This is a genomic window from Ruegeria sp. HKCCA6707 (genome assembly GCF_013033515.1).
Taxonomy (GTDB): domain Bacteria; phylum Pseudomonadota; class Alphaproteobacteria; order Rhodobacterales; family Rhodobacteraceae; genus Ruegeria.
The window spans coordinates 23673-49746 of the sequence record NZ_WQEG01000001.1; the positions used below are offsets into that span (position 1 = coordinate 23673).

Genomic DNA, 26074 nt, shown 5'->3' on the forward strand with positions numbered 1-26074 from the left:
CGGGCTAGGGTCGGGGCATGACGCATTCGATGATTCCCTCGCCAGGCATGTTTCTGCGCGCGCTCGCGCTGGCCCTTGGGCGGTTCAACCGCAAGGACGGGTTCGTCATGAGCAGCCATGTGGCCATGTCGCTGATGATGGCCCTGTTTCCTTTTGCGCTGTTCACGGTGGCTTTGGCCGGGGCGCTGTCGCAGGGCTATGTCACCGAGGATCTGATCGAGCTGATCTTTGGGGCCTGGCCCCGCGACGTCTCCGACCCCATAGTGGCCGAGCTGCGCGCTGTACTGGACGGTGCTGGAACAGGGGTGATCACCCTTGGCGGCCTGCTTGCGATCTTCTTTGCCTCAAACGGGGTTGTCGCAGTGCGCAAGGCCATGACCCAGGCCTATCACGATCAGGACAGCTGGCCGTTCTGGAAGGCGCGCCTGCTCTGCTTTGGGCTGGTCATCGCTGGGGGTGCTTCGATTCTGGCGATTGCCGTGGTCGAGGTTGTGCTGCCAGCCTATACAAACTTGGTGACTGAGCGCACCGATGTCAGTGTGAACGAATGGTTGTCTGTTGACCGTCTGCGCTGGACCTTCACGGTCGCGGTGCCCGCAGGTACGGTTCTGATTGCCCATCTGGTCTTGCCGACCCGGCGACACAAGCTGTCGCAGATCCTGCCCGGGGCGCTTTTGACATTGGCGCTTTGGGCGATCGGGGGGTGGGGCTTTTCAATCTATATCGCCCATTTCGCCACCTACAGCGCCACCTATGCCGGTTTGGCTGGTGCCATGGCCGCGCTGATCTTTTTGTACCTGTGTTCCGCGATGCTGATCCTGGGGGCCGAATATAACGGCGCTTTGATTGATCTACAGCGCTCTGAGTCCGAGGATGCCGCGTGAAGCTTTTCTTTCTTGCATTTTCCTTGGTCATTGGTGCTGCAACGCTTGCTCATGCGCAGAGCTATGTCGGATCGGACAGTTGCATTGAGTGCCATCAGGAACAGGGCGAGGCCTGGTCGGGCTCGCACCACGCATTGGCCTGGACGGAAACTGACAGCGGCACATTACGCGCGGATTTTGACGGATCAAGCTTTAGCCATGATGGGATGCATGTCACATTTGCGCTGCGCGATGGAGTGCCTCTTGCGCAGGTCACCGAAAAGGATGGTGTGACAACAGAATACGGTATGCATTCGGTCGTGGGGATCGAACCGCTGCAGCAATACCTGTTCGAGACCGAACCGGGCCGATTGCAAAGCTTTGATGTGGTCTGGGATACAGAAAACAAGCGCTGGTATCACCTCTATCCCGATCAAGACCTGCCCCCCGACGACGGGTTGCACTGGACTGGGCCTTACAAGAATTGGAACGCCCGCTGTGCCGAGTGCCACGCCACAGGCTTTGTCAAAGACTATGATGCACAGACGCGCAGCTATGCCTCGCAACAGGCGGAAATCGGCGTCGGGTGCGAGGCGTGTCATGGGCCGGGCTCCGCGCATCTTAGCTGGTTGGACGGGCAGGTGCTGGCAGATGGGCTGAGCGAATACGGGTTTTCCATGGATTGGGGAACGACCGAGGCCGGTATCCAGCAATGCGCCACCTGTCATTCCCGGCGCGAGGCACTGGCGGATGGCAATCCGCTGCCGGGAACGCCCTATCACGATGCCTATAACCTGGCTGTGCTGCGCCCGGGGCTCTATCACCCCGACGGGCAGATCCTGGATGAGGTCTATGTCTATGGCTCATTCCTGCAATCCAAAATGTACGCACGCGGTGTCGGCTGTATGGAGTGCCATGACCCGCACCGGGCTGAAACGATCGCCGAGGGCAACGGGCTGTGTACCCAGTGCCATTCGCCTGCCGGAAACCCGGATTTCCCAACTCTGTCGCTCAAGGCTTACGATACGCCGGATCACCACCATCACTCCGAGGACAGCGCAGGGGCGCAATGCGTTTCGTGCCATATGATCGAGCGGGTCTATATGGGGGTCGATGGGCGGAAAGATCACAGCTTTCGCATCCCGCGCCCGGATCTGGGGTTTGGGGCGGATGCCTGTACCGATTGCCACACGGGTGAAACGCAACAATGGGCGGCGCAGCAGATCGCGGGTTGGTACCCGGCCTCGACACAGCGCGAGCCGCATTTCGGGACAACTTTCGATGCCGCTGTATCGGGTCAGTTGACGGGTGCCCAAGATTTGACCGCCATCGCCTTGGATCCGGATCAGGCAGGTATCGTCCGTGCGACCGCCCTGTTTCTGCTACAGCCCGTGGCAAACGCGGCTGTCGCTGCGGCTGTCGCTCCGTTACTTTCTGATCCCGACCCGTTGATCCGCGCCAATGCGGCCCCCGTTCAACGGGGCGCCCCGATCGCTGACCGTGTCACACGGCTGGAACCACTGCTATCGGACCCATTGCGCAATGTGCGCATATCGGCCGCGAAAGAGTTCCTGACGATCCCGACACAAGCGATGACCCAAGCGCAAAGCGAAGCTGCTGGGGCAGGGATTGCGGATTGGCAGCGCAGCATTGCGACACGACTGGATTTCCCCGAAACCCATTTGGTTCTGGGCGGTTTTGCCCTCACGCTACGCAACTCTCGCGCTGCCGAAGGCGCATTTCGCGAGGTGGTCGCCCTTGACCCGCAACGCGCCGAAGCCTGGCCCATGATCGTGCAACTGGCCCAACTGAACCGAGGCACCGAGGCCGCTTTGCAAGCTCTGGATGAGGGGCTGACGATCTTGCCAGACGATCCGGCCTTGCGGCAATTGGCAATCCAATATGGACGGTAATTGGCTTCAAACGGGCTGAATTCAGCCCTATTGGTGGCATAATCTGACGCAAGACTGGGCACTGATACAGTCTGTCATAGATCAGGTGCCCCATGTTGAAACGTGCAGCGACTTTTGTTGAACCCCGCCTGGGACGGCGGAAAAAGACAATGGAGGCGCGGATCGAAGAACTGCGCAACCGCGCACCCACAGATATCAACCACGGTCAGGCATTGATGTTGCAGGGTATGGCGAACGCCTCGTTGCGCGCGCAAACCCTGTCGTCGAACAAGATCCAACTGGACTGAGCGTCAGCCCCGAAACCCGGTCGCCACGACAAACTTTTCCGAACTGTCTGATCGCGACGCGGGTGGTTTGACATTGGCGACCTTGGTGAATTTCTGCTTGAGCAGCTTTTGCAGGTCCCCTTCGGCACCGCCAGCCAGAACCTTGGCCACAAACGTGCCGCCTTCTTCCAGCACGTCAAAGGCAAAATAGGCAGCGGTTTCGCAGAGCGCCATGATGCGCAAATGGTCGGTTTGTTTGTGTCCGGATGAGGCTGCGGCCATGTCCGACATCACCACATCCGCCTTGCCGCCCAGCCAGTCCTTGACCTTCTGGTCGGCGTCATCCTCCATGAAATCCAGCACATGGGCAGTGGCCCCTGCTACGGGTTCGACTTCTTGCAGATCGACGCCCAGCACAGTGCCGATACGCTTACCGCTTTTCTCGCCCAGCGCGTTGACGCGTTTGACCGCAACCTGCAACCAGCCACCCGGCGCGCAGCCCAAATCCACCACGCGCGCGCCCGGCACCAGAAAGCGATACTTGTCGTCCAGTTCCAGAATCTTGAACGCCGCGCGCCCGCGATAACCTTCGGCATTCGCGCGTTTGACGTAAGGGTCGTTCAACTGCCGCTCGAGCCAGCGGGTCGAGCTGAGCTTGCGCCCGCGCGCTGTTTTCACCTTGACCTTCAGGTCGCGTTGTCCGCGGCCCGAATTGTTTTTCCCCGTAGGTGTCTTTGCCATCAGAACGGTCCGTCTTCCAATACACCGTCCGCGCTCATTTGCGCATAAAGCAGGCCTTCGCGCAGGCCCCGGTCCGCCACTGACAGGCGGTCGGTGGGCCAGCATCTGAGCAACGCCTGCAAAATGGCCGAGCCGGACATGATCAGGGCCTGCCTGTCATCCCCGATCCGGGGATCGCGGCGGCGACCCTGAGGGCCGAGTTCTAGATAGCCGCGTATCACTTTGTCAATCTGATCGCTGGTCATACGCAGCCCGTCCACTTTGGTACGGTCATAGCGTTTAAGCCCCAGATGCGAGGCGGCAACGGTAGTAACTGTGCCGCTGGTGCCAACGATCTGAAACCCGTCGCGGGTCTGTTCGTCCTTATAGGGTGCGAAATCGGCCAGGTTCTCTTCGAAAAACCAACTCATAAGGGCAAAACGGGCGGCGTCATCCTCGACGTCATGGAACTGGTCGCGCAAGGTGGCCACACCCAGCGGAACGCTGATCCAATCCACCACCTTGGCCGCCGGAAATGGGCTCTCGGCGGTATGAAACCCGTTATGCAGCCGCATGATCGCCGCGGGGCGATCGCGGCGCGGCACGGAGGAGATGTCGATCCACACCAGCTCGGTCGAGCCGCCGCCAATATCCACCACAAGCAATTGCTCGGTCTTGGTCGAAACAAGCGGCGCACAGGAGATGACGGCCAGGCGTGCTTCTTCCTCGGGCTGGATGATCTCCAGCGTAAGACCGGTTTCACGTTTGACTTGCCGGATGAAATCGCGCGAGTTCTTGGCGCGCCGGCACGCCTCGGTCGCGATCAGGCGCATCCGCTTGACTTTGTTGCGTTTTAGCTTTTGCTGGCAGATCCGAAGAGCCTGAACGGTGCGCGACATGGACGCCCGTGACAGTCGTCCGGTACGTTCCAGACCGGCGCCCAGTTGCACCGATTTGGAGAAGCTGTCGACCACATGAAATCCGCTGCCCTTGGGCTGGGCAATCAGCATGCGGCAACTATTTGTACCCAAATCCAATGCCGCATAAAGAGCATCCGGATCAGGCCTTGCCGGCGCGGGGCTTTCGACCGCCTTCGGGAACGCGCCCGCACCTTTGGGACGCTTGGGCGCCATTTGTCACGCCCTCCGATTATCGAGTTGATTTGACCCTAGGCGGGGTCTTGCCGACGCGCAAGTGAATTCGATTTCGAAATTATCGGAAGTGTCACAAAGCATTCATGTAGACATGCGAAGTCCGTGCCGATCCCTTAAAGGGATTCTTTACAAGCTCTCAGCCAGATACGGAGATTGCCATGAAAGATGAGCGCATTCTGACCTTTGATGAATTCGATGAGGTCGTGAATCCCCGCCCCGAGGAATGTGAGTTTGACCGTGTGGTTGAACGTGCCTTGTCGCGTCGCGGCTTTCTGGGTGGCGTTCTGGCCATGGGCAGTTTCACAGCCGTTGGCGGTGCGCTTCTTCCCTCGGGTGCGCGCGCTGCAGCAAATCGTTTTTCGTTCGAAGCCATCCCTGTATCGACTGCGGACGAGGTTGTGGTGCCAGCCGGGTACAAGGCTGAGGTTATGGTGCGCTGGGGTGATCCGCTGTGGTCGGACGCGCCCGAGTTTGATCCGGCAACCCGTGGCACGGCAGCCAGCCAGGAGCGCGCTTTTGGTGACAACACAGACGGTCAGGATGTGTTCTTCCATGACGGGCACGTGCTGCTTGTGGTGAACAACGAATACACCAACCGCGACATCATTTGGGGCAACAACCCCGATGCCAAAGCCGCATCAGATGATGACGTGGCCAAGGGCATGATGGCCCATGGGGTCACCGTTGTTGAGTTAGCCAATACCGACGGAACATGGGGCATCGTCAAGGACAGCCCGTATAACCGCCGCATCACGCCGCAAACCGATATGGCTCTGACCGGCCCTGCGGCAGGTCACGATCTGATGAAAACCGCAGCGGATCCAACCGGGACCACGTCGAAAGGCACCTGGAACAACTGCGGCAATGGTATGACCCCCTGGGGCACCTACCTGGCCTGTGAAGAAAACTTCAACGGCTATTTCTCGGCAGAAGACGAGAACCACGAGGTCAGCCCCGAGCTGAAACGCTATGGTGTGTCGGCCAGCGACTGGGGCTATGGCTGGGCCAAGATCGACGACCGTTTCGACGTCTCGAAAAACCCCAACGAGCCGAACCGCGCTGGCTATGTGGTCGAGATCGACCCGACTGACCCGACATCGACCCCGCGCAAACTGACCGCTCTGGGCCGCTTCAAGCACGAAAATGCCGAAGCGATCGTGAACAACGATGGTCACGTTGTTGTCTATATGGGTGACGATGAGCGCGGCGAGTTCCTGTATCGCTTTGTCTCGGACGGCGTCTACGCGGCTGGTGTCGACACCAACGCGCTGCTGGAAAACGGCACCTTGTCTGTTGCCAAGTTCAATGACGACGGCACAGGTGAATGGCTGGAGCTGACGCCTGAGACCACAGGTATGGCCTCGCAGGCGGAAATCAGCATTCACACCCGTCAGGCTGGCTCGGCAGTCGGAGCCACCACGATGGATCGCCCAGAATGGGTTGCTGCCAACCCGAATGTGGCCGAGGTCTATTGCTGCCTGACCAACAACAAGAACCGTGGCGTCAAGCCGAATGCCGGTGGCGACGACACGTCGGTCAACGGTCCGAACCCGCGTGAGGCCAACAACTATGGCCAGATCGTGCGCTGGCGTCCTGCTGACGGCGATCACACCGCGCCGGGCTTTGGCTGGGATCTCTATGTGTTGGCGGGCAACCCGACCGTACACAGCGACGCCTATGCCGGTTCGGACAATGTGAGCGCGGACAACATGTTCAACTCGCCCGACGGTCTGAAGTTTGACAGCAACGGCCTGCTGTGGATCCAGACTGATGGCAATTATGGCAACGAAGGTGACTTTGCCGGTCAGGGCAACAACCAGATGCTGGCAGGCGACCCGGTCACCGGTGAGATCCGCCGCTTCCTCGTGGGCCCGAACGAGTGTGAGATCACCGGCCTCAGCTGGTCGCCGGATCGCCGCACGATGTTTGTGGGCATTCAGCACCCCGGCGAAGATGGCAACAGCCATTGGCCCGAAGGCGGCAATGCCGTTCCGCGTTCGGCCATCATTGCGGTCACACGCGAAGATGGTGGCCTGGTCGGCTAACGCCTGATCACTATCGAAATCATGCCCCGGACGGAACGCTTCGTCCGGGGTTTTTCGTGTTTATGCAGCGTCCTCATAGAGACGTTGAGAATTTTGATATGCGTATCTGCGCCGGAACTCGTTAAAAGCCCTGTATCCCGGTGCGGGGTGAAAACGTCGCTGTGAAAGCGCCGTGTGTCGAAATTCGACCGACCCGCGCCCATATTGAAGTTTAGAACCTGCCTATCGGGTTAGGAGGAATCACAGTAATGCCTGACGTCACCATCGTATACTGGCGCGACATTCCCGCTCAGGTCATCGTCGGCAAAGGCCGTCGCGGGGCCAAGCGGCAATTGGAAGAGCGGTTCGAACAAGCCATCGACCGTGCCGCCATGAAGGTGAATGCCAAGGACAGTGATGCCTATCTGGCCGAATGGCGCAAAGCCGAACCTTTTGCGGTCGAGGGTGACCCCTCGGACATCGCCGAAGCGCAGGCCCTGCGTCTTGAGACCGAGTATGATCAGGACCGCATCAAGGCTCTGATCGCCAATGACGGTTGGGCATGAGCCCCAGACAGCTATGGGAGGCCGCAATGGCTTTGCTGAACTTCAAGAAACGTGACGCGGTCGAAACCGGCCCGGTCAATCCCACCGTCGAAGCCTTTTTGCAGGGCTATTCGATCGAAGTGATGCCGCGTACTGCCGAAAAGGTCGAAGATTTCCGCGCGCTGCTGCCTCAGGGTACGCGCGTCTATATCGCCCATATCGAAGGCACGCCGATTGAAGACATGGTCAAGACCGCCAAACGTCTTGCGGCTGAAGGCTATCCGGTGATGCCGCATTTCCCGGCGCGGATCATCAAGGATGCCGCTACGCTGGAAAACTGGATCGCCATGTATCAAGGCGAGGCGGGTGTCGAGCAAGCGCTGCTGCTGGCGGGCGGTGTTGCCACCCCGCATGGCGCCTTCGATAGCTCGATGCAGTTGCTGGAAACCGGCTTGTTCGACAAGGCAGGGTTCAAACGCCTGCATGTGGCGGGCCACCCCGAAGGCAATAAGGATATCGACCCGGACGGCTCGACCAAGAATGTCGATCAGGCGCTGCGCTGGAAGCAGAAATTCAGCGAGACAACAGACGCCGAAATGGCCCTGGCCACGCAATTCGCGTTTGATGCCAAGCCGATCATCGCCTGGGCCGACAGTTTGAAAGAGGCGGGCATCGATATTCCGATCCATATCGGTATCGCGGGGCCTGCGAAATTGCAGACGCTGATCAAGTTCGCCATCGCATGCGGTGTCGGCCCCTCGCTGAAGGTGCTGCAGAAACGCGCGATGGATGTCTCGAAACTGCTGCTGCCCTATGAGCCATCCGATGTCCTGACTGAATTGGCCAACCACAAGGCGGCCAACCCAGATTTCAACATCACAAACGTGCACTTCTTCCCGCTGGGCGGGATCAAGACCAACGCCAACTGGGCGATCAATAACGGCGGCGCCTCGGCGCAGCCTGCAAATGCTTAAGGAACGGAAATGACTCGTACAGTCGTAGAATCAAAAACAAAAACGGCCGTTCTTGGCTTTGATGAGCCGTTCTGCGTGATCGGTGAGCGGATCAATCCAACGGGCCGCAAGAAACTTGCCGCAGAGCTGGAAGCCGGAGATTTCTCGACTGTCGAAAAAGACGCGTTGGCGCAGGTGGCTGCGGGCGCGACTGTTCTCGATATCAATGCGGGCGTCGTGTATAATTCGAACCCCAACCCGAACGAGACCGAGCCGCCGTTGATGCGTCAGATTGTTGAGCTGGTTCAGGGGCTTGTGGATGTGCCTTTATGTATCGACAGCTCGGTGCCCGGCGCGCTAGAGGCCGGTCTTGAAGCCGCCGAAGGCCGCCCGTTGCTGAACTCGGTCACCGGTGAGGAAGAACGCCTGGAACTGGTTCTGCCACTGGTCAAGAAATACAACGTGCCGGTTGTCGCGATCTCGAATGATGACACGGGGATTTCTGAGGACCCCAATGTACGCTTCGACGTGGCCAAGAAAATCGTCGAACGCGCCGCCGATTTCGGTATTCCAGCCCATGACATCGTTGTTGATCCATTGGTGATGCCCATCGGTGCGATGGCAACGGCTGGACTGCAGGTCTTTGCTCTGGTCCGTCGTCTGCGCGAAGAATTGGGTGTGAACACCACCTGCGGCGCGTCGAACATCTCATTCGGTCTGCCCAACCGCCACGGCATCAACAACGCGTTTCTGCCCATGGCGATGGGGGCTGGCATGACCTCTGCCATCATGAACCCGGTCGCGCTGCCGGTGACACAGAAGAAGATTGCCGAAAAGAAAGAGGCCGTAGCCGCTGCTGGGATCATTTTGCCGGACGGAATGGACGATGAGAGTTTTGTTCAGATGTTTGGTCTTGGCTCAACCAAGCCGCGCTCGGGCAAAGAGATGGAGGCCATCCGCGCTGCCAACCTGCTGACCAACAATGACCCGCATGGGGGCGAGTGGATTCGCGCCAACAAACCCGCTGATGCACCCGGAGCCGAAGGCGAAGGGCGCGGGCGTCGCGGAGGCGGACGTCGCCGCCGGGCGTAAGCCAGACAAACGAATCACAAGAGGCCGGGCATTTGCCTGGCCTTTTTCGTTTGTTACTAAAAGTTCAACCCAACCGCATGACTGACCTCACGCCCGGCATTGATCGCACAATAGGTCGGGTAAGGCCTGCGTTCAGACAGGTTGATATCCCTTTGGATTAATTCACCTTCCTCCAGTTGAAGCAGCGATGCTGACAGCGCGCGATCCGTGACCCTGTGCAACTTGGTTTTCATGATCGAAAACCGTTGCGGGGTTTGGGTCAGGGCCAGCACTGGAACGCTCCAACTTTTGCGAAGAAGGGCAAATTCATCTGCATTCGGAACTGCCTTGATGATTTTTCTGGCCATTTGCGCGGCCTCGGCGCCGGCGGGTGTTAGCCGAAACTCGGGCCGCAAGGGGTGACCATGGCCCGGATTTCGTTCCAGAAGGCCAATGTCAATCAAATGGTCCAGACTTGCCCGAAATGACGTTCGACTGGCCTGTGTCGCCGCCAGCAAAGGTGCCTGACGCCCGGGCGTGCCCGCGTTCAGGGCCGCCAAGATACTCAGGCACCAGGCCCGAGATGTCAGGTTGACAAGTGTCGTAATGTCCATAAAGTATAGTTACTTTAATTACAGACATAGGTAAAGCACATGGCCCGCGTTTCTCTCGACAACACCCTCACTTTGGCGCTTTCTGTCCGCGATCGGCATGCAAGCGCTGCGTGGTATTTGGAAAATCTCGGCTTTGAGCTGCTGTATCACATCGATGAGGCGGGCTGGAGCGAGGTGCAAACCAAAACCAAAGGCGTGACCTTGGGTTTGGGCGAGCAGGCCGAACCCGTGCCGGGCAATTGCGTTCCCGTCTTTGGTGTCGCTGACATCGCTCAGGCGCGTGCAGCACTGGAAGACGCTGGCGTTCGGTTTGACGGCCCGACCGACACGGTCGAAGGCATGGTCAGCACCGCAACCTTTTATGACCCCGACAACAACGCCTTTATGCTGGCGCAAGATCTGACCAAGTGAACGCCAAACGATTAACACCGCGCCGAACCGCAATTTGAGATTGAACCTGGGTTCTGGGCGGTGCTATTCAATCTTTCGCGGCGGGTATGATGTAATGGTAGCCTGTCAGCTTCCCAAGCTGAACGCGCGGGTTCGATTCCCGCTACCCGCTCCAGAACCTCCTCAGGAAGGGCGTCGCGCCTGCAAGATGTTGATCAGCGCGGGAATCCGCGTGCCCTGAGATGTCTCGAACGGTGCAAATTCATGTGCAACCGCATCACGCACGGCGATTTCGTCCTCTTCGGTGCCATCAAAATGCGCGATGGTGCGAGCTGAGGGCCCGATCCGGGCGCTGAGGGCGGCTGCGCCAATTGCGGTGTCGGGGCCAGTAAGTTTCAGGGGGACGGCGTCGACCGAGACCTCGGACAGCCCGGCCTGCGTCATCAAACCCGCCACGCGGTCACGGTCGTGAAAGGCCAGAGGGCCGGGGGCGTTTCGGTCCATTTTGGGGGGCTGACCCATGCGCTTGACGGCCGCAACATGGGGGATTTTGAACCAGGGGTTTTGCGATAATTCTCCCCAGGCCGCAAAGACGATGTGGCCCCCGGGCTTTAACGCCCGCGCCATGTTGGCGAACGCTGCGACCGGATCTTCGAAGAACATGACGCCAAAGCGTGAAATCGCCACGTCGCGATCGCCGGGTGACAGATAGTGCGCTTGAGCGTCGGCATATTGGAAGGTCGTGTTCGACAGATCGTTTTGCGCCGCGCGGGCACGGGCACGATCCAGAAACTGCTTTGAAATGTCCACGCCCAGAACATGACCTTTGGGCCCGACGCATTCTGCTGCGGCCAGCGTGCTGATGCCTGTCCCGCAACCGATATCCAGCACCCGCTGGCCCGGCAACAGCGCGGCCCGGTCTATCACAAGGTCAAGAACCGGTGCAAAAAGCTGATCCAATTGGTCCTCGAAGGTCAGCCACTTAACGCCCTGATCGGACTTACCCCAGTATTCTTCCTGGTCCAGATTCATCGTCAACATGGTGCGCCTCCTGCATGAGGGGGACTATGACCGCCTTCGGCGCCGACGACCAGATTTTTCGCTATCCGCACCTCCGGTGTTGAACGATGGCGCGGGCAGGGTGACCACCTGAGCCAGTTCCGGGAACGGGTCGGATTTATGCGGGATCGCGTTGGCCGCAACAAAGTGATCCTGGAACTTTGGCTCGATTGCGGTTTCGATCTTGGTAATCTCACGCACGACGCGCTCGATTTCAGCCCGTGAGCCGATATTGCACAGCGCAATCCGAGCACCAGTGCCTGCCGCGTTGCCAGCGCTTGTCACCTTGTCCAAAGGTGCGTCCGGGATCATGCCCAAAACCATCGCATGTTTGGTCGAGATATGCGCGCCAAACGCGCCCGCCAGCACCACACGATCCACTTTGTCGACCGCCATCTCATCCATCAACAGCCGCGCCCCGGCATAGAGCGCGGATTTGGCCAGTTGGATGGCACGGATGTCGCCCTGGGTCACCGTGATGCGCGGGCCGCCTTCGGCACTGGCGTCATGGACCAGATAGGCATGGGTGCGTCCTTCGGGCACGCAGCGTTCAGTTCCGGTTTGTGCCGCCGAGCCGATCAGCCCGCTTTCGTCCAGCAGGCCCGCGATGCGCATTTCGGCGACAGCCTCGATAATGCCGGATCCGCAAATACCGGTAATGCCGGTGGTGGCAATGTCGATATCAAACCCATCTTCATCCGACCATTTGTCGGAGCCGATAACGCGAAAGCGGGGGTCTTTGGTGACCGGATCAATCTCGATCCGTTCAATGGCCCCGGGTGCGGCGCGCTGGCCCGAGCTGATCTGAGCGCCCTCAAACGCAGGCCCAGTGGGCGAGGAGCAGGCCAGAACACGATGGGTGTTGCCCAGCAAAATCTCGGCATTGGTGCCCACATCGACGATCAGCACCAGATCATCGGATTTGCAGGGTTCCTCCGACAAGGCCACGGCGGCACAATCAGCACCGACATGGCCCGCGATACAGGGCAGGATGTAAACCTGAGCCCGCGGGTTCATGGTGGTCAGACCCATCTCGCGCGCGGGCAAAGACATGCTTTCAGACGTGGCCAGCGCAAAGGGCGCCTGGCCGAGTTCAACCGGATCCAGCCCCAGCAACAGGTGGTGCATCACCGGGTTGCAGACAAAAACCGTCTCGACGATCAGGGCGGCGTCTATCCCGGCCTCCTCGGCGATCGAGGTGGTCAGATCGTTGATTGCCTCGCGCACGGCTTTGGTCATTTCCTGATCGCCGCCGGGGTTCATCATCGCGTAGGACACGCGGCTCATGAGGTCTTCGCCAAAGCGGATCTGCGGGTTCATCAGGCCCGAAGATGCCTTGACCTCGCCGGTTTCCAGATCGGTCAGATGCGCGGCGATGGTGGTCGAGCCCAGATCGATGGCCAGACCGTAAAGGCCCTGCTCATGCAGGCCAGGCCAGATTTCGACGATGCGGGCCACACTGTCCTTGTGCCCTTTGTGCAAGGCGACGGTGACCTCCCATTTGCCTTTTCGCAGAACCGGTTGCAGCTTGGACATCAGCGACAGGTCGGCAGTCACGGCGTCGATCTGCCATTGTTGCTGCAACGCACGTTCCAGCCGTTCCAGATCGCCGGTGGGAGAGTGCATGTCGGGTTCTTCCACCACCACAAAATACAGGCGGGTCGCCGGGTCCATGGTGATCGCGCGCGCGGCGGCGGCTTTGCGCACGACCTGGCGGTGTACCTGGCTTTCGGGCGGCACATCGATCACCACGTCGCCCTGTACGGTGGCCTGACATCCCAACCGACGCCCGGGTTTCAACCCGCGTTTGTCATCATAGCGCTGCTCGACTGCGTTCCACGCGCTCAGCGCGTTCTCGGATACGGTGACTCCATGCTTGGGAAACTCACCATAACTTGGGGTGATCTGACATTTCGAACAGATCCCGCGTCCGCCGCAGACCGAATCCAGATCGACACCCAACTGGCGCGCTGCCGTCAGAATCGGCGTGCCGACTGGAAAGTGCCCGCGTTTGCCCGAGGGGGTAAAAACGACAAGAGGATCGGTGGTCATGAAAGGCCTGCCTTTTGTATTCGCGCATCTGCCGCGCAAGATATGGGTTAATTCGCAAAGGGAAAGGCCATTCCGCGGCAGGTTTTGATCAAGAGGCGTCGTTTTGGGGCGCGGCAGAACCCCGCAGAGGCAAACAACTTGGGTTCGGGGCTTTCCCTTGGTTGAAATCCATGCCATAGGGTCGCCGTCAAACGGGCTTTTGCATGGGGTTATCAGATGCAGATTCGTGAGGCACTCACCTTTGACGACGTTCTCCTGGTTCCGGGCGCATCCACTGTGCTGCCGGCAACGGCGGATACCAGCACGCGGGTCACGCGTGAGATCACCATGAACATCCCCTTGCTCAGCTCGGCGATGGATACGGTGACCGAGGCACGCATGGCGATTGCTATGGCGCAGGCCGGAGGGATCGGGGTGGTCCACAAGAACCTGTCGGTCGAAGAACAGGCCCGTGAGATCCGCCGCGTGAAGCGTTTTGAATCCGGCATCGTGTACAATCCGGTGACTTTGCGTGCGGATCAAACGCTGGCAGATGCGCAGGCTTTGGTGGAACGCTATAACTTTACCGGTTTCCCGGTTGTGGACGGCGATGGCCGGGTGGTCGGGATCGTCACCAATCGCGACATGCGCTTTGCCACTTCGGATGACACGCCGATTCATGCCATGATGACCGCAGACAACCTTGCAATGCTGCAAGAGCCCGCGGATCTGGAAGAGGCCAAAAGCCTGATGCGTGCGCGCCGGATCGAAAAGCTTCTGGTTGTGGATGGGTCTGGCAAGCTGACGGGCCTGCTGACGCTGAAAGATACCGAACAGGCGGTGTTGAACCCGACCGCTTGCAAGGACCGGCTGGGCCGATTGCGCGTGGCGGCGGCGACCTCGGTCGGAGATGCCGGGTTCGAGCGGTCCGAACAATTGGTAGATTCCGGCGTCGACATTATCGTGGTCGATACGGCGCATGGCCATTCGCAAGGGGTGCTGGATGCGGTCAAGCGCGCCAAGACCCTGTCGAATGAGGTTCAGATCATCGCGGGCAACGTGGCCACGGCTGAGGCAACCAAAGCGCTGATCGACGCGGGCGCGGATGCGATCAAGGTGGGGATCGGGCCGGGCTCGATCTGTACCACGCGGATGGTCGCAGGTGTTGGTGTGCCGCAGTTGACCGCGATCATGGATTGCGCCGCAGCGGCTGGCGATGTGCCTGTGATCGCCGATGGCGGGATCAAGTTCTCGGGCGATTTTGCCAAGGCCATCGCAGCAGGGGCGTCCTGCGCCATGGTCGGCTCGATGATTGCAGGCACGGATGAAAGCCCGGGCGAAGTGATCCTCTATCAGGGCCGGTCGTTCAAATCCTATCGCGGCATGGGCAGCTTGGGTGCGATGGCGCGCGGCTCGGCCGACCGGTATTTCCAGAAAGATGCGGCCAATGACAAGCTGGTGCCCGAAGGCATCGAAGGTCAGGTGCCCTATAAAGGCTCGGCCAGCGCGGTGGTGCACCAGCTGGTGGGCGGTCTGCGGGCGGCCATGGGCTATACCGGTTGTGCCACGGTGGATGAGATGCGCAAGAACTGCAACTTTGTCAAAATCACCGGGGCGGGCCTGAAGGAAAGCCATGTGCATGACGTGCAGATCACCCGCGAAAGCCCGAACTACCGCGTGATGTAACCGACCAGGATCGGAGACAGCCATGACCCCGGCAGCCCGTGTGCAGGCCGCGATCGAGATCCTTGACGACATCCTGTCAGGGGCTCCGGTCGAAAAGGCGCTGACCGGCTGGGCCCGGCGCAGTCGGTTTGCGGGGTCCAAGGATCGTGCGGCGATCCGGGATCATGTGTTTGATGCAATCAGGAACAGGCGGTCCTTCGCTGCATTGGGTGGTGCGCCGGGTGGCCGAGGGTTGATGATCGGCTTGGCCCGTGCACATGGCCTTGCCATCGACATGCTGTTCTCGGGCGACCGGCACGCGTCGGCACCGGTTGGTGAGGATGAAGCACCGCGCGCCTTTGCGTCCGAGGCTGAGCGGCTCGACATCCCCGATTGGCTCTGGCCTGAATTCACCCTGTCCCTCGGGGACGACGCGGCGGCGGCGGCGCAGGCCCTAAAGTCGCGCGCGCCGGTGCATCTGCGCGTGAATCTGCAACGGACGACCCGTGCGAAAGCCATCACGCAATTAGCGCAGGAGGGCATTTCGACCCAAGCCCACCCGGCCTGCGACACCGCGCTTGAGGTGACCGAAGGGGCCAGAAGAATCGCGCAAAGCCACGCCTACAAGAACGGTACTGTTGAACTGCAGGATGCTGCCAGCCAAGCGGTGGTAGCCTCCATCCCGCTGAAGCCGGGCCTGCGTGTTCTGGACTATTGCGCGGGTGGCGGCGGAAAGGCCTTGGCCATCGCTGCACGTGATCCGCAAGTTGAGGTCTTTGCGCATGACGCCAATCCCGGGCGGATGCGCGACCTGCCTGCACGCGCGGAGCGGGCCGGTGCAAAGATACCTATACTCTCCAACGGGCAACTGGCCAAATTGGCTCCGTTCGACGTTGTTCTGACGGATGTTCCCTGTTCCGGCAGCGGATCCTGGCGCCGTGCACCCGCCGGGAAATGGTCATTGACGCAGGACGCATTGCGCGGCCTGACTGTGACACAAGGGCAAATCCTGCGTGACGTGATCCCTCTGGTTGCGGAAAAAGGCATTCTGGCTTACGCAACCTGTTCTGTGCTGGCTGCTGAGAACCAGGCGGTCGTGGATGCTTTCTTGCAAGCGTGCCCGGACTGGACGTCGATTTTTGGTAAAGCGTGGCCTGTGTCGCACGGAACGGATGGTTTCTTTTGCGCACACTTGACGCGAAAATAGACCGTTGAGATACAACTTTAACGGGTTAGTGGCAGCTTGATCCTTTAAGCAGTCGTTAACCATATCGAGTTGATATTCTGCGACGTTCTATTCAGGGCCGTATATGACAGATTCTGTTGAGTTTATTACCGAAGACCCTCGCTTTGTGGGTGTTTCAGGCAAACGCGTCATTTCACTGATTTTGGTTTCAATCATGTTTTTGCTCGCTCCGGCGATGGGGATCGCTCCACCAGCCTGGGGCGCTGGCCTGATCGCGATCGGATTGGCGTTTCTGGGTGTCGTAGCGGTGATCCTTGGCCGCGACACTTTGCAAAAACGAACTGCTGCACAGACAAAAGACGTGCTCGCCAAGGTGTTGGAAAACCAGGATGCTGCCTGTTTCGTAGCGGATATCGAAGGCAATGTTCTTTTGGCGAACACGCTCGCGAGCAGCCGGTTTCAGGCCGTGCAGGGTTCGCATATGGCGGCCTGCTTAAGATCCATTTTCGCCAATCCGGCCGCGATTTTGGTCCGCTTGCAGTCTCTGGCACAAGAAGCTGGCTATGCATCGGAAGACATCGCAACCCGCGGCGTCGCAATCCCCGTCGCAGCAACCTGGCTCAACGACGGGATGGTCTACTGGCGTGTCGATTTGCAGGCGCAGCAGAGTTGGAACAGCATTCAGCTTCCGGTTCTGAACATCGGTCGAAACGATGTCATCTTGCATGCCAATGAACCTGCCCGAAAGCTCCTGAGTGGTGTTCCTCCCAAGCTCGAACACCTATTACCACCGGATGTTGCGCAATCGGGAGGGGTCACACGGCTTGTAACGGTTCATGGACCCAAGGCGTTCCTTGTGACCACACTACGACAAAAAGGGTTGGATCGCGCATTGCTGCTGGCGCCTCTGGAACACGGTGTCGGGCAGGCTGGGGTGATGTCCTTTTCGGATCTTCCGGTCCCGATCATGCGCCTGTCGCTGCAGGGCGAAATTCTTGAGGCCAACCGGCTTGCCTCGCGTCTGATCGGAGATTTGCTGCCCGGAAAAACTAATATCGACCAAATGATGCAAGGGTTGAACAGGCCAATTGAGGATTGGCTTGCCGAAACTGCCGAGCAAGATACGACACCGCACACAGAAATCCTGCGTCTCAAACGGCAGGACAAAGAGACTTTTGTGCAAATGACCCTGTCGCGCATCCTGCGTGATGGTGAACCCTGCCTGATCGCCGTGCTGAACGATGCGACCGAGCTAAAGACGCTTGAGGCGCAATTCGTACAAGGCCAAAAGATGCAGGCCGTGGGGCAGCTGGCGGGCGGTGTCGCGCATGATTTTAACAACCTTTTGACAGCGATTTCGGGGCATTGCGACCTGTTGCTGCTGCGTCATGACCAAAGCGATGCCAATTACAGCGATCTGGTGCAGATCAATCAAAACGCAAACCGTGCCGCGGCTCTTGTCAGTCAGCTTTTGGCCTTTTCGCGCAAGCAGACCCTGCGGCCCGAGATGCTGGATCTGCGCGATACGATTTCCGACCTGATCCACCTGCTCAACAGGTTGGTTGGCGAAAAAGTCCGCCTGATCCTCAGCCATGATCCGGTGCTCAAACCCGTACGGGCGGATAAGCGGCAGTTGGAACAGGTGTTGATGAACCTGGTGGTGAACGCACGGGACGCGATGCCCGAGGGGGGTGAGATCAGGATTGAAACCGAGATCCTATCTCTTGACCAACCGTTGACGCGTGACCGTGCCACTGTGCCGGTCGGTGAATATGTGACGGTGAAAGTCATCGACAGCGGAACGGGGATCGCCGCCGACAAGCTGCAAAAGATCTTTGAGCCTTTCTTTACCACCAAACGCACGGGCGAGGGCACGGGGCTGGGTCTTTCAACCGTCTACGGGATCGTCAAGCAGACCGGTGGGTTCATCTTTGTCGACAGCGTTGTGGGGCACGGCAGCGAGTTTACAGTCTATCTGCCGGTCAGCGTTGCGCTGCCTGAAGAAACGCCAAAAGGCCCGGCAACGGTGCCGGATCTGGGCGGGCGCCAAGGCGAAGGGGTGGTTCTACTGGTCGAAGACGAAGCGCCAGTCCGGGCCTTTGCCACGCGCGCATTGCGGCTGAAAGGCTATACCGTGCTCGAGGCGGATTCGGCCGAAGCCGCCTTGACCCTGCTTGAGGACAAGGATCTGTCGGTTGATGTGTTTGTCACCGATGTTGTCATGCCCGGGATGGATGGCCCCACATGGGTTAGCCAGGCGTTGAAAACACGCCCCGGGGTGCAGGTGATCTTTATGTCAGGCTACGCTGAAGGCGCCTTTGATGAAGCCGGGCCGCAGGTCGAAAACTCCACCTTCCTGCCGAAGCCCTTTTCGCTCAACCAACTGACCGAAGCGGTGTTCCAACGGCTGAACTAGACCTATTGCGCCGCCTCATAGAGCGCGAACTCTGCCGCAAGTTCGGACCGAAGGCGCAATCGTGTGGCCTCTGAAAGTTCCAGCGACCGGCGCGGAGAGACGTTTTCGCGCGCCGGATAGACCGCGCAGTTCAGCCGGTTTTCAAGGAAGGTGCGGATTTCCCCTTGGTGGTCGTATTTGAAAATGTGGGTTGCACCTGCGCCATTGCTTCGGGGCTTGAGGAAATCGCTTTGGCGGCCGATATCGGCAAAAGCGGGGGGCGATTTTTGCAAATTGGCTTGGATGAAGTCGTCGAAACTCAGATCCCGGGTCGAGTTCTCTGACCCGATCAAATCCGGGCGACTGCGATACCTGTACCAACTGCCCAGCCAGTCTACGGGCTCGCGCACCACAGCCATGATCTCCATCTCGGCGTCGAACACTTTCTGAAACATCGTCTGAAAGAACCGGTCAAACCGCCTGACCGACGCGTGCTTGAGCTCGGGTGGATGCGAGATCACAAGATCCGCGCGGTCCTTCAGGGCCGAGATATAGGCCGTGCTGCCGGTTTTGGGCATGGATAGCAGGGCAAGGCGTTCTTCAAAAAAAACAAGCATGTGGCTGACGGGGGTTCCGAGAATGGATGACACGGACAGGCTTATCGCAATCTGCCTGAGACGCCAATCTCGGGCCGCGCACCGCCTTGGATCGGGTTGCAAAATTGTTTCAAAACATACGGATAGCTCGCGAATTTTCGATGTGCGACTTTTTATTTCAGAAATAAACCACTCGTTAACCGGTTTGGGAAAAGGTGAGCTTAGTAAGTTTTTATTGAAATGTTCTCTTTTTGGTCCTATCAGGAACAAGAGGCGAACAAAGCAGTGATTGCCGCCCGTACATGGGTGTGACAAAAGGAAGGCGACAGGACAATGGCGGATCTTCTGACGATGAGCGACAAGAAAAACGCAGACAAGCAAAAGGCGCTCGACAGCGCGCTGGCCCAGATCGAACGGCAGTTCGGCAAAGGCTCGATCATGAAGCTGGGCGAGGACGCCAAGCAGGATATCGAAGCCAGCTCAACCGGGTCGCTGGGCCTGGATATTGCGCTGGGTATCGGTGGTTTGCCGATGGGCCGGATTGTTGAGATTTATGGCCCGGAAAGTTCGGGTAAAACGACGCTGACTCTGCATTGCATTGCCGAGCAGCAAAAACGCGGTGGTGTCTGCGCCTTTGTTGACGCCGAACACGCGCTGGATCCGCAATATGCCCGCAAGTTGGGTGTTGATCTTGACGAACTGCTGATCTCGCAACCCGACACCGGCGAACAAGCGCTTGAGATCACCGATACTCTGGTGCGCTCGGGGGCGGTGAATATGGTCATCGTAGACTCGGTCGCGGCACTGACGCCGAAGTCCGAGCTTGAGGGTGACATGGGCGACAGCAGTGTTGGCGTGCAAGCCCGTTTGATGAGCCAGGCGATGCGCAAGCTGACCGGCTCGATCAGCCGTTCGAACTGTATGGTTATCTTTATCAACCAGATTCGCATGAAAATCGGCGTGATGTTCGGCAGCCCTGAAACCACAACCGGGGGCAACGCGCTGAAATTCTACAGCTCGGTCCGCCTGGATATCCGCCGCATCGGTGCGATCAAGGACCGCGATGAAGTGGTCGGCAACCAGACCCGCGTAAAGGTCGTCAAGAACAAGGTGGCACCACCCTTCAAACAGGTCGAATTCGACATCATGTATGGTGAAGGCATCTCGAAGATGGGTGAGCTATTGGATCTGGGCGTCAAGGCGGGCGTGGTCGAGAAATCGGGCTCGTGGTTCAGCTATGGTGATGAGCGGATTGGGCAGGGGCGTGAGAACGCCAAGCAATATCTGCGCGACAATTCCTCCATTGCGTTTGAGATCGAGGACAAGATCCGCGCGGCACATGGGCTTGATTTCGACATGCCACCCGGCGCGGCAGAGGATGACGACATCCTCGAAGCGTGAAGGTTGCTGACGGGAACAGCTTAAATCCCCCGGCACTTCGACGGTGCTGAGAATACGTGGAGCAGGGCGGTCCAAACGGGCCGCCTTGTTTCGTATCCGGTCATCTGGGCTGTGGACAGTCTGAATCCGGGGGGATAAACCTGCGAAAACCAAGATTTCTGCGCGCCGAGAGAGCCCCATGCCCAACCTGAACGATATCCGATCAACCTTTTTGAATTATTTTGAAAAACAGGGGCATGAGGTCGTGGCGTCCAGCCCTCTGGTGCCGCGCAACGATCCGACGCTGATGTTTGTCAACTCGGGCATGGTGCAGTTCAAGAACCTGTTCACCGGCCTTGAGACACGGGACTATAAACGCGCGACCACGGCGCAGAAATGTGTACGTGCCGGCGGCAAGCACAATGACCTTGATAATGTCGGCTATACCGCGCGCCACCATACATTCTTTGAAATGCTGGGGAATTTCTCGTTTGGCGACTATTTCAAACATGAGGCCATCCCCTTTGCCTGGAACCTGATCACCAAGGAATACGGCATCGACAAAAGCCGCCTGCTGACCACGGTTTACCACACCGATGACGAGGCGTTTGAGATCTGGAAGAAGGTCGGCGTGCCCGAAGATCGGATCATTCGCATCGCCACCAGCGACAATTTCTGGCAGATGGGCCCGACCGGCCCCTGCGGTCCCTGCACCGAAATTTTCTACGATCACGGCGACCATATCTGGGGCGGCCCTCCGGGTTCACCCGAAGAAGATGGCGACCGGTTTATCGAGATCTGGAACGTCGTTTTCATGCAGAACGAACAGTTCGAGGACGGCTCGATGGTCGAACTTGACATGCAGTCGATTGACACCGGGATGGGGTTGGAGCGGATTGGTGCGTTGCTTCAGGGCAGCCACGACAATTACGACACGGATCTGTTCAAAACCCTGATCGAGGCGTCGGCCGAGGCGACCGGTGTTGATCCTTACGGCGACCAGAACGTGCATCATCGGGTGATTGCAGACCATTTGCGCTCGACCTCGTTTCTGATCGCCGATGGGGTGATGCCAAGCAATGACGGGCGCGGCTATGTGCTGCGCCGCATCATGCGCCGCGCTATGCGCCACGCACACCTGCTGGGGGCCAAAGACCCGGTCATGCACCGTCTTGTATCAACTCTGGTGCAGCTGATGGGCGGCCATTATACCGAACTGTCTCAGGCGCAGCCATTGATCGAAGAAACGCTGCTTTTGGAGGAAACTCGATTCAAGCAAACGCTGGATCGCGGGCTCAAACTGCTGGATGACGAAGTGTCGGGCCTGGCTGAAGGTGCACCTTTGTCGGGTGAGGCGGCGTTCAAACTCTATGACACATACGGCTTCCCGCTGGACCTGACCCAGGATGCGCTGCGTGAAAAAGGCCGTGAGGTCGACACAGATGGGTTTGATGCGGCTATGGCGGAACAAAAGGCCAAGGCTCGCGCGGCCTGGGCCGGGTCTGGCGAGGCTGCGGATCAGGCCGTTTGGTTTGATGTGCTCGACTATGCCGGGGCCACCGATTTCCTGGGCTACGACACCGAAAACGCCGAGGCGCAGGTGGCAGCCTTGATCGTCGATGGCGCACAGGCGGACAGTATCAGCGCAGGCCAAGAGGCCTGGGTCGTGGTTAATCAGACCCCATTCTATGGCGAGGCTGGCGGTCAGATCGGTGACACTGGTGAGCTGCGCCGTCTGGAAGATCGCGAGCATGTTTGCCGGGTGACGGACACCAGAAAATTTGCCGATGGCAAGGTCTATGGCCACAAGGTCACCGTCGAATCCGGCACGCTTTCCAAAGGCGACGGGATCGCACTGGAGGTTGATCATGCCCGCCGGTCTTCCATCCGCGCCAACCACTCGGCCACGCACCTGCTGCACGAAGCACTGCGCGAGACACTGGGGGATCACGTGGCGCAGCGCGGCTCGTTGAACGCCGCGGACCGGCTGCGGTTCGACTTTAGCCATTCCAAGGCACTGAGCCTGGAAGAGATCCAGAAGGTCGAGCGTGAAGTCAATGATTTCATTCGGCAAAACTCGGCTGTGGAAACAAGGATCATGACTCCTGACGATGCGCGAGCCCTGGGAGCTCAGGCGCTGTTTGGCGAGAAATATGGTGATGAAGTCCGCGTTGTTTCGATGGGCAAGGCGCCGACCGGCAAAGGGCAAGATGGAGAAACCTGGTCGATTGAACTCTGCGGTGGCACCCATGTGCGCCAGACCGGTGACATCGGCACCTTTGTTGTGCTGGGCGACAGCGCCAGCAGTGCAGGTGTGCGCCGGATCGAAGCGCTGACCGGCGATGAGGCCTTCCGCTATCTCTCGGCGCAGGATCACCGGCTGGCGCAGGTCGCGTTGGAGCTTAAAGCGCAACCTGACGATGTGGTGCCGCGTGTCAAAGCGTTGCTGGATGAGCGCAAGGCCTTGCAGAACGAAGTGGCCCAACTGCGCCGTGATTTGGCAATGGCCGGCGGGGCCGGGCAGGGTGGCGGTGCCGAGGCGCGCGACATCAACGGGGTGGCCTTTCTGGCGCAGGCGCTCACAGGTGTGTCTGGCAAGGACCTGCCGTCGCTGATCGACGAACACAAAGCGCGGCTGCAATCGGGTGCGGTTCTGTTGATTGCAGATACGGGCGGCAAAGCTGCTGTCGCTGCCGGTGTGACGCCAGACCTGACCGACAAGATATCCGCTGTTGATTTGGTCAAGGCCGCAGTGGTCGAGCTGGGCGGCAAGGGGGGCGGTGGTCGCCCGGACATGGCCCAAGGCGGTGGCAAGGATGCGTCGAACACCGAAGCCGCGATCAAGGCCGCAGAACAGGTATTGGGAGGGTAAGATGGCTGCACTTTGGATTGCACATGTCACTGTGACAGACGCGGAAGCATACGGAAAATATGCTGAACTGGCTGGCCCAGCAATCGCGGCCCATGGCGGACATTTCATCGCGCGGGCAGCGCGTTATGTACAACTGGAAGGCAAAGAGCGCCCACGCAACGTCGTGGCAAAGTTTCCGTCGGTGGAAGCGGCGGTGGAATGCTATAACTCAGACGCCTATCAAGAAGCCCTTTCCCATGCGCGAGGGGCAAGCGAGCGCGAATTGATGGTGGTCGAGATCACCGAATAGGAAGCACTTGGGCGCGCTGACCGGTTCCAACCTGACGAATCTGCGTTTTGCAGACGGCGATTTCGCATTTCCGTTGGCCGACGGGGTGCGTCTGAGCGTCTTTGGTTAAGATTAAGTAATTTAACGATATTTTACGAATTTGTCGCTCAAATTGTGTCATGGCCTGCCACGATGATGCACCGAAATGGCCATGAAGTTGATCGGGATTCCGCCGCTTTTCAGGACCAACCTGTCATAACCATTGCGGTTGGCGAAATGTTCAGGAATACTTTCTGGAATACGAATGTATTGTGATTTTGCCAAACGCCTAAACGGACTGACGCCTGGGGGGACTGTCATGCTTTTCGTTGGCACGAGGGACAAAAGCTTTTTGAAACGAGGGGTTGCCCTGCTGGGTGCGGCCCTTTTTTGCATGGGTACATCTGGACTGCCCTCTACGGCCGTTGCGTCCGGGACTGCGTTTTTGCCGGTCGTTTCCGCATCGCCACCGCCTTCGGGCGCTCTCCAACTTTGCGATCAGTATAGCTGGGCTTGTGCCAGCGCGACTTCGGTCTCGATGTCGGGTGAGCGCGAGATGGAATTGGTCAGGCGGATCAATCGACATGTGAATGCGTCGACCCGGGAAGTTACCGATCAATCTCAGTACCGAATGCAAGAACGCTGGGCTTTGCCCACAAGGCGCGGCGGTGACTGCGAAGATTTTGCGTTGCTCAAAAAGCGTGAGTTGATCCGAGCAGGGATCGACCCCAGCAAGCTATTGATCGCGACGGTTCTGGACAGAAAGCGAAACGCACACGCGGTATTGGTCTATCGTTCAAGCCAGGGAGATTTGGTACTGGATAACTTGACCAATCGTATCAAGCCTTGGTCTGTAACGCGCTACTTGTTTCTGAGGATGCAGGATCCCAGGCAACCGCGAAACTGGGTTGGTGTCTACCTGCAAAGCTGACGCCGCCATCGCTCATCAAGGAACAATTCGGCGGCGCCGTGTGGGTGTTTGATAGGTGGGTCAGGCAACTCGCGATTGCGATGCTTTGCCTCGGAAGCAAACTGTTACTGTTTACTTTTTGCCTTCCTTAGCTTTCCCGCCTTTTCCTTTGCCGTGGCTCTTCTCGCCTTTGCCCTCGTAGCCTTCTTTTTTACGCTCTTCTTTCTTTTTTTCTTCGCGCTTTTCTTCCTTGCGTTCTTCTTTACGCTTCTCTTCTTTTTCTTCCTTACGCTCTTCTTCGCGCTTCTCTTCTTTTTCTTCCTTACGCTCTTCTTCGCGCTCTTCTTCTTTTTCTTCCTTGCGCTCTTCTTCGCGCTCTTCTTCTCTTTCTTCCTCACGCTCTTCTTCACGTTCTTCTTCTCTTTCTTCCTCACGCTCTTCTTCACGTTCGGATCCAGTGTCGTCTCCGCCGCCGTTTGTGCCGGTATCGCTGGAAGATCCGCCGCCGCCATTCGAACCGCCACCAGAGGTGCCGCCGCCGCCGGTGTTCGCAGTATTTTCGTTTTCGCCGGTGGTTTCGCCGAAGTTGTCTGCGCCATTCTCGTCGGCAGGGCCATCACCCGACCGGTTGTCGGCTGCGCCCGATACTGATGAGGTCGGGAAGTCGGTCAGCACAGCTGCAAACGGTGCACATTCCGATGCAGTGCGGGCGACAATGTCGTCAAAATCGGGACGTTTCTGCAGGTATTTGATAAGGCCGGTTGTTACTACTTTGCATTCGCACAAGGTCTGCGTTGCCACGGATTGTTTTCCGGTCGCGACCGTACATCTTTGATCGGCATAGGCGGGAGCAGACATAACAAACGGGATAGTCGCACTGGTCAGTACAACAGAAAGCAATTTGGATTTGATGCGCATGGCGCTTCTCCTGGAACTCATAAACTCGACTGCGACGACTGATACAGATTCAGGCAAAGCGCTTATATGAACAGCGTCACACTTTGGCCGCAAATACACCTTCGTAATGCCAGACTTTCAAGACGACGCAAGTTCAAGAACCAGCGGTCGGACACTTGAATTCCGGAAAAATGAGTAAAAAAAGGGCGCTAAGACCTTATACTATATAGGGTCTTGGCGCCTGATTGTTTCTCCATATGTGG

General features: G+C 58.6%; 22 protein-coding genes and 1 tRNA gene. 16 read left to right on the forward strand and 7 right to left on the reverse strand.

From position 1 onward, the window contains the following. Positions 1–17: 17 nt before the first annotated feature. From GOW40_RS00105 to GOW40_RS00115, 3 genes are all read left to right on the forward strand, one after another. Positions 18–884 carry a YihY/virulence factor BrkB family protein gene (locus tag GOW40_RS00105; RefSeq protein ID WP_171129585.1) on the forward strand — a complete coding sequence of 289 codons (867 nt, stop codon included), beginning with the start codon at positions 18–20 and terminating at the stop codon, positions 882–884. After that, positions 881–2776 (forward strand): cytochrome c3 family protein, encoded by a 1896-nt coding sequence (locus tag GOW40_RS00110; protein WP_171136400.1) that lies wholly within the window; start codon positions 881–883, stop codon positions 2774–2776. The genes GOW40_RS00105 and GOW40_RS00110 overlap by 4 nt, the downstream gene beginning before the upstream one ends. 92 nt (positions 2777–2868) lie before the next feature. After that, a complete protein-coding gene (locus GOW40_RS00115; RefSeq protein WP_171129581.1) occupies positions 2869–3063 on the forward strand; it encodes a hypothetical protein in 195 nt (64 codons plus the stop codon). 3 nt (positions 3064–3066) lie between these two features. Here GOW40_RS00115 and GOW40_RS00120 read toward each other — a convergent pair whose 3' ends face one another. Together GOW40_RS00120 and GOW40_RS00125 are read right to left on the reverse strand one after the other, a co-directional pair. Next, the gene (locus GOW40_RS00120; RefSeq protein ID WP_171129579.1) at positions 3067–3783 is read right to left on the reverse strand and encodes an RlmE family RNA methyltransferase; all 717 of its coding nucleotides are present in this window, start codon (positions 3781–3783) and stop codon (positions 3067–3069) included. Continuing rightward, positions 3783–4895, reverse strand: a complete 1113-nt coding sequence (locus tag GOW40_RS00125; protein WP_171099123.1) for a Ppx/GppA phosphatase family protein — start codon at positions 4893–4895, stop codon at positions 3783–3785. Before GOW40_RS00125 ends, GOW40_RS00120 begins: the two co-directional genes overlap by 1 nt. A 179-nt stretch (positions 4896–5074) precedes the next feature. Here GOW40_RS00125 and GOW40_RS00130 point away from each other — a divergent pair, with 179 nt between their 5' ends. From GOW40_RS00130 to GOW40_RS00145, 4 genes are all read left to right on the forward strand, one after another. Continuing rightward, the gene (locus tag GOW40_RS00130; RefSeq protein WP_171230823.1) at positions 5075–6961 is read left to right on the forward strand and encodes a PhoX family phosphatase; all 1887 of its coding nucleotides are present in this window, start codon (positions 5075–5077) and stop codon (positions 6959–6961) included. Between the two features lie 248 nt (positions 6962–7209). Continuing rightward, on the forward strand, positions 7210–7506 hold the full coding sequence (locus GOW40_RS00135; protein WP_171129575.1) for a virulence factor: 297 nt from the start codon (positions 7210–7212) through the stop codon (positions 7504–7506). 26 nt (positions 7507–7532) lie between these two features. Further along, a complete protein-coding gene (locus GOW40_RS00140) occupies positions 7533–8459 on the forward strand; it encodes a methylenetetrahydrofolate reductase (RefSeq protein WP_171230900.1) in 927 nt (308 codons plus the stop codon). Between the two features lie 9 nt (positions 8460–8468). Further along, positions 8469–9530, forward strand: coding sequence for a methyltetrahydrofolate cobalamin methyltransferase (locus tag GOW40_RS00145; RefSeq protein ID WP_171099117.1), 1062 nt, complete (start codon positions 8469–8471; stop codon positions 9528–9530). A gap of 56 nt (positions 9531–9586) precedes the next feature. Here the strand turns inward: GOW40_RS00145 and GOW40_RS00150 are convergent, their stop codons facing one another. Next, positions 9587–10123 carry a winged helix-turn-helix transcriptional regulator gene (locus GOW40_RS00150; RefSeq protein WP_171129573.1) on the reverse strand — a complete coding sequence of 179 codons (537 nt, stop codon included), beginning with the start codon at positions 10121–10123 and terminating at the stop codon, positions 9587–9589. 39 nt (positions 10124–10162) lie between these two features. On the opposite strand from GOW40_RS00150, the gene GOW40_RS00155 reads away from it, so the two are divergent. Beyond that, positions 10163–10534 (forward strand): VOC family protein, encoded by a 372-nt coding sequence (locus GOW40_RS00155; protein ID WP_171129571.1) that lies wholly within the window; start codon positions 10163–10165, stop codon positions 10532–10534. Positions 10535–10614: 80 nt separating this feature from the next. Next, positions 10615–10688, forward strand: a tRNA-Gly gene (locus GOW40_RS00160). Between the two features lie 8 nt (positions 10689–10696). Here GOW40_RS00160 and GOW40_RS00165 read toward each other — a convergent pair. Beyond that, the gene (locus tag GOW40_RS00165) at positions 10697–11554 is read right to left on the reverse strand and encodes a class I SAM-dependent methyltransferase (RefSeq protein WP_171129569.1); all 858 of its coding nucleotides are present in this window, start codon (positions 11552–11554) and stop codon (positions 10697–10699) included. Positions 11555–11578: 24 nt separating this feature from the next. After that, entirely contained in the window at positions 11579–13624 is a 2046-nt protein-coding gene (locus GOW40_RS00170; protein ID WP_171129568.1) for an ASKHA domain-containing protein, read from the reverse strand. 216 nt (positions 13625–13840) lie between these two features. Between GOW40_RS00170 and guaB the strand changes: the two genes are divergently transcribed. The 3 genes from guaB to GOW40_RS00185 all read left to right on the forward strand — a co-directional run bounded on the left by guaB (position 13841) and on the right by GOW40_RS00185 (position 18870). Next, positions 13841–15289 (forward strand): IMP dehydrogenase, encoded by a 1449-nt coding sequence (gene guaB / locus GOW40_RS00175; RefSeq protein WP_171099108.1) that lies wholly within the window; start codon positions 13841–13843, stop codon positions 15287–15289. 22 nt (positions 15290–15311) lie between these two features. Beyond that, the gene (locus GOW40_RS00180; RefSeq protein ID WP_171129566.1) at positions 15312–16475 is read left to right on the forward strand and encodes an RsmB/NOP family class I SAM-dependent RNA methyltransferase; all 1164 of its coding nucleotides are present in this window, start codon (positions 15312–15314) and stop codon (positions 16473–16475) included. Between the two features lie 103 nt (positions 16476–16578). Then, positions 16579–18870, forward strand: a complete 2292-nt coding sequence (locus GOW40_RS00185; RefSeq protein WP_171136399.1) for an ATP-binding protein — start codon at positions 16579–16581, stop codon at positions 18868–18870. 2 nt (positions 18871–18872) lie between these two features. Here the strand turns inward: GOW40_RS00185 and GOW40_RS00190 are convergent, their stop codons facing one another. Next, entirely contained in the window at positions 18873–19466 is a 594-nt protein-coding gene (locus tag GOW40_RS00190; RefSeq protein ID WP_171129561.1) for a sulfotransferase family 2 domain-containing protein, read from the reverse strand. A gap of 312 nt (positions 19467–19778) precedes the next feature. Between GOW40_RS00190 and recA the strand changes: the two genes are divergently transcribed. The 4 genes from recA to GOW40_RS00210 all read left to right on the forward strand — a co-directional run bounded on the left by recA (position 19779) and on the right by GOW40_RS00210 (position 24935). Then, the gene (recA, locus tag GOW40_RS00195; protein WP_171099099.1) at positions 19779–20846 is read left to right on the forward strand and encodes a recombinase RecA; all 1068 of its coding nucleotides are present in this window, start codon (positions 19779–19781) and stop codon (positions 20844–20846) included. 178 nt (positions 20847–21024) lie between these two features. Further along, on the forward strand, positions 21025–23697 hold the full coding sequence (gene alaS / locus GOW40_RS00200) for an alanine--tRNA ligase (RefSeq protein WP_171136398.1): 2673 nt from the start codon (positions 21025–21027) through the stop codon (positions 23695–23697). Between the two features lies 1 nt (position 23698). Next, the gene (locus GOW40_RS00205) at positions 23699–23986 is read left to right on the forward strand and encodes a DUF1330 domain-containing protein (protein ID WP_171129557.1); all 288 of its coding nucleotides are present in this window, start codon (positions 23699–23701) and stop codon (positions 23984–23986) included. Between the two features lie 412 nt (positions 23987–24398). Beyond that, on the forward strand, positions 24399–24935 hold the full coding sequence (locus GOW40_RS00210) for a transglutaminase-like cysteine peptidase (protein WP_254444216.1): 537 nt from the start codon (positions 24399–24401) through the stop codon (positions 24933–24935). A 111-nt stretch (positions 24936–25046) separates the two neighbouring features. Here the strand turns inward: GOW40_RS00210 and GOW40_RS00215 are convergent, their stop codons facing one another. Next, complete coding sequence (locus GOW40_RS00215) at positions 25047–25832, reverse strand: hypothetical protein (RefSeq protein WP_171129553.1); 786 nt, start codon at positions 25830–25832, stop codon at positions 25047–25049. Positions 25833–26074: the final 242 nt, after the last annotated feature.

Excerpts from the sequence above, each read along its gene's own strand:
- GOW40_RS00105 (WP_171129585.1), top strand. The coding sequence starts at position 18 with ATGACGCATTCGATGATTCCCTCGCCAGGCATGTTTCTGCGCGCGCTC.
- GOW40_RS00180 (WP_171129566.1), top strand. The coding sequence starts at position 15,312 with ATGACCCCGGCAGCCCGTGTGCAGGCCGCGATCGAGATCCTTGACGAC.
- GOW40_RS00120 (WP_171129579.1), bottom strand. The coding sequence starts at position 3,783 with ATGGCAAAGACACCTACGGGGAAAAACAATTCGGGCCGCGGACAACGC.
- guaB (WP_171099108.1), top strand. The coding sequence starts at position 13,841 with ATGCAGATTCGTGAGGCACTCACCTTTGACGACGTTCTCCTGGTTCCG.
- recA (WP_171099099.1), top strand. The coding sequence starts at position 19,779 with ATGGCGGATCTTCTGACGATGAGCGACAAGAAAAACGCAGACAAGCAA.
- GOW40_RS00205 (WP_171129557.1), top strand. The coding sequence starts at position 23,699 with ATGGCTGCACTTTGGATTGCACATGTCACTGTGACAGACGCGGAAGCA.
- GOW40_RS00130 (WP_171230823.1), top strand. The coding sequence starts at position 5,075 with ATGAAAGATGAGCGCATTCTGACCTTTGATGAATTCGATGAGGTCGTG.
- alaS (WP_171136398.1), top strand. The coding sequence starts at position 21,025 with ATGCCCAACCTGAACGATATCCGATCAACCTTTTTGAATTATTTTGAA.
- GOW40_RS00210 (WP_254444216.1), top strand. The coding sequence starts at position 24,399 with ATGGGTACATCTGGACTGCCCTCTACGGCCGTTGCGTCCGGGACTGCG.
- GOW40_RS00155 (WP_171129571.1), top strand. The coding sequence starts at position 10,163 with ATGGCCCGCGTTTCTCTCGACAACACCCTCACTTTGGCGCTTTCTGTC.
- GOW40_RS00145 (WP_171099117.1), top strand. The coding sequence starts at position 8,469 with ATGACTCGTACAGTCGTAGAATCAAAAACAAAAACGGCCGTTCTTGGC.
- GOW40_RS00150 (WP_171129573.1), bottom strand. The coding sequence starts at position 10,123 with ATGGACATTACGACACTTGTCAACCTGACATCTCGGGCCTGGTGCCTG.
- GOW40_RS00165 (WP_171129569.1), bottom strand. The coding sequence starts at position 11,554 with ATGTTGACGATGAATCTGGACCAGGAAGAATACTGGGGTAAGTCCGAT.
- GOW40_RS00190 (WP_171129561.1), bottom strand. The coding sequence starts at position 19,466 with ATGCTTGTTTTTTTTGAAGAACGCCTTGCCCTGCTATCCATGCCCAAA.
- GOW40_RS00140 (WP_171230900.1), top strand. The coding sequence starts at position 7,533 with ATGGCTTTGCTGAACTTCAAGAAACGTGACGCGGTCGAAACCGGCCCG.
- GOW40_RS00135 (WP_171129575.1), top strand. The coding sequence starts at position 7,210 with ATGCCTGACGTCACCATCGTATACTGGCGCGACATTCCCGCTCAGGTC.
- GOW40_RS00125 (WP_171099123.1), bottom strand. The coding sequence starts at position 4,895 with ATGGCGCCCAAGCGTCCCAAAGGTGCGGGCGCGTTCCCGAAGGCGGTC.
- GOW40_RS00215 (WP_171129553.1), bottom strand. The coding sequence starts at position 25,832 with ATGCGCATCAAATCCAAATTGCTTTCTGTTGTACTGACCAGTGCGACT.
- GOW40_RS00185 (WP_171136399.1), top strand. The coding sequence starts at position 16,579 with ATGACAGATTCTGTTGAGTTTATTACCGAAGACCCTCGCTTTGTGGGT.
- GOW40_RS00170 (WP_171129568.1), bottom strand. The coding sequence starts at position 13,624 with ATGACCACCGATCCTCTTGTCGTTTTTACCCCCTCGGGCAAACGCGGG.
- GOW40_RS00115 (WP_171129581.1), top strand. The coding sequence starts at position 2,869 with ATGTTGAAACGTGCAGCGACTTTTGTTGAACCCCGCCTGGGACGGCGG.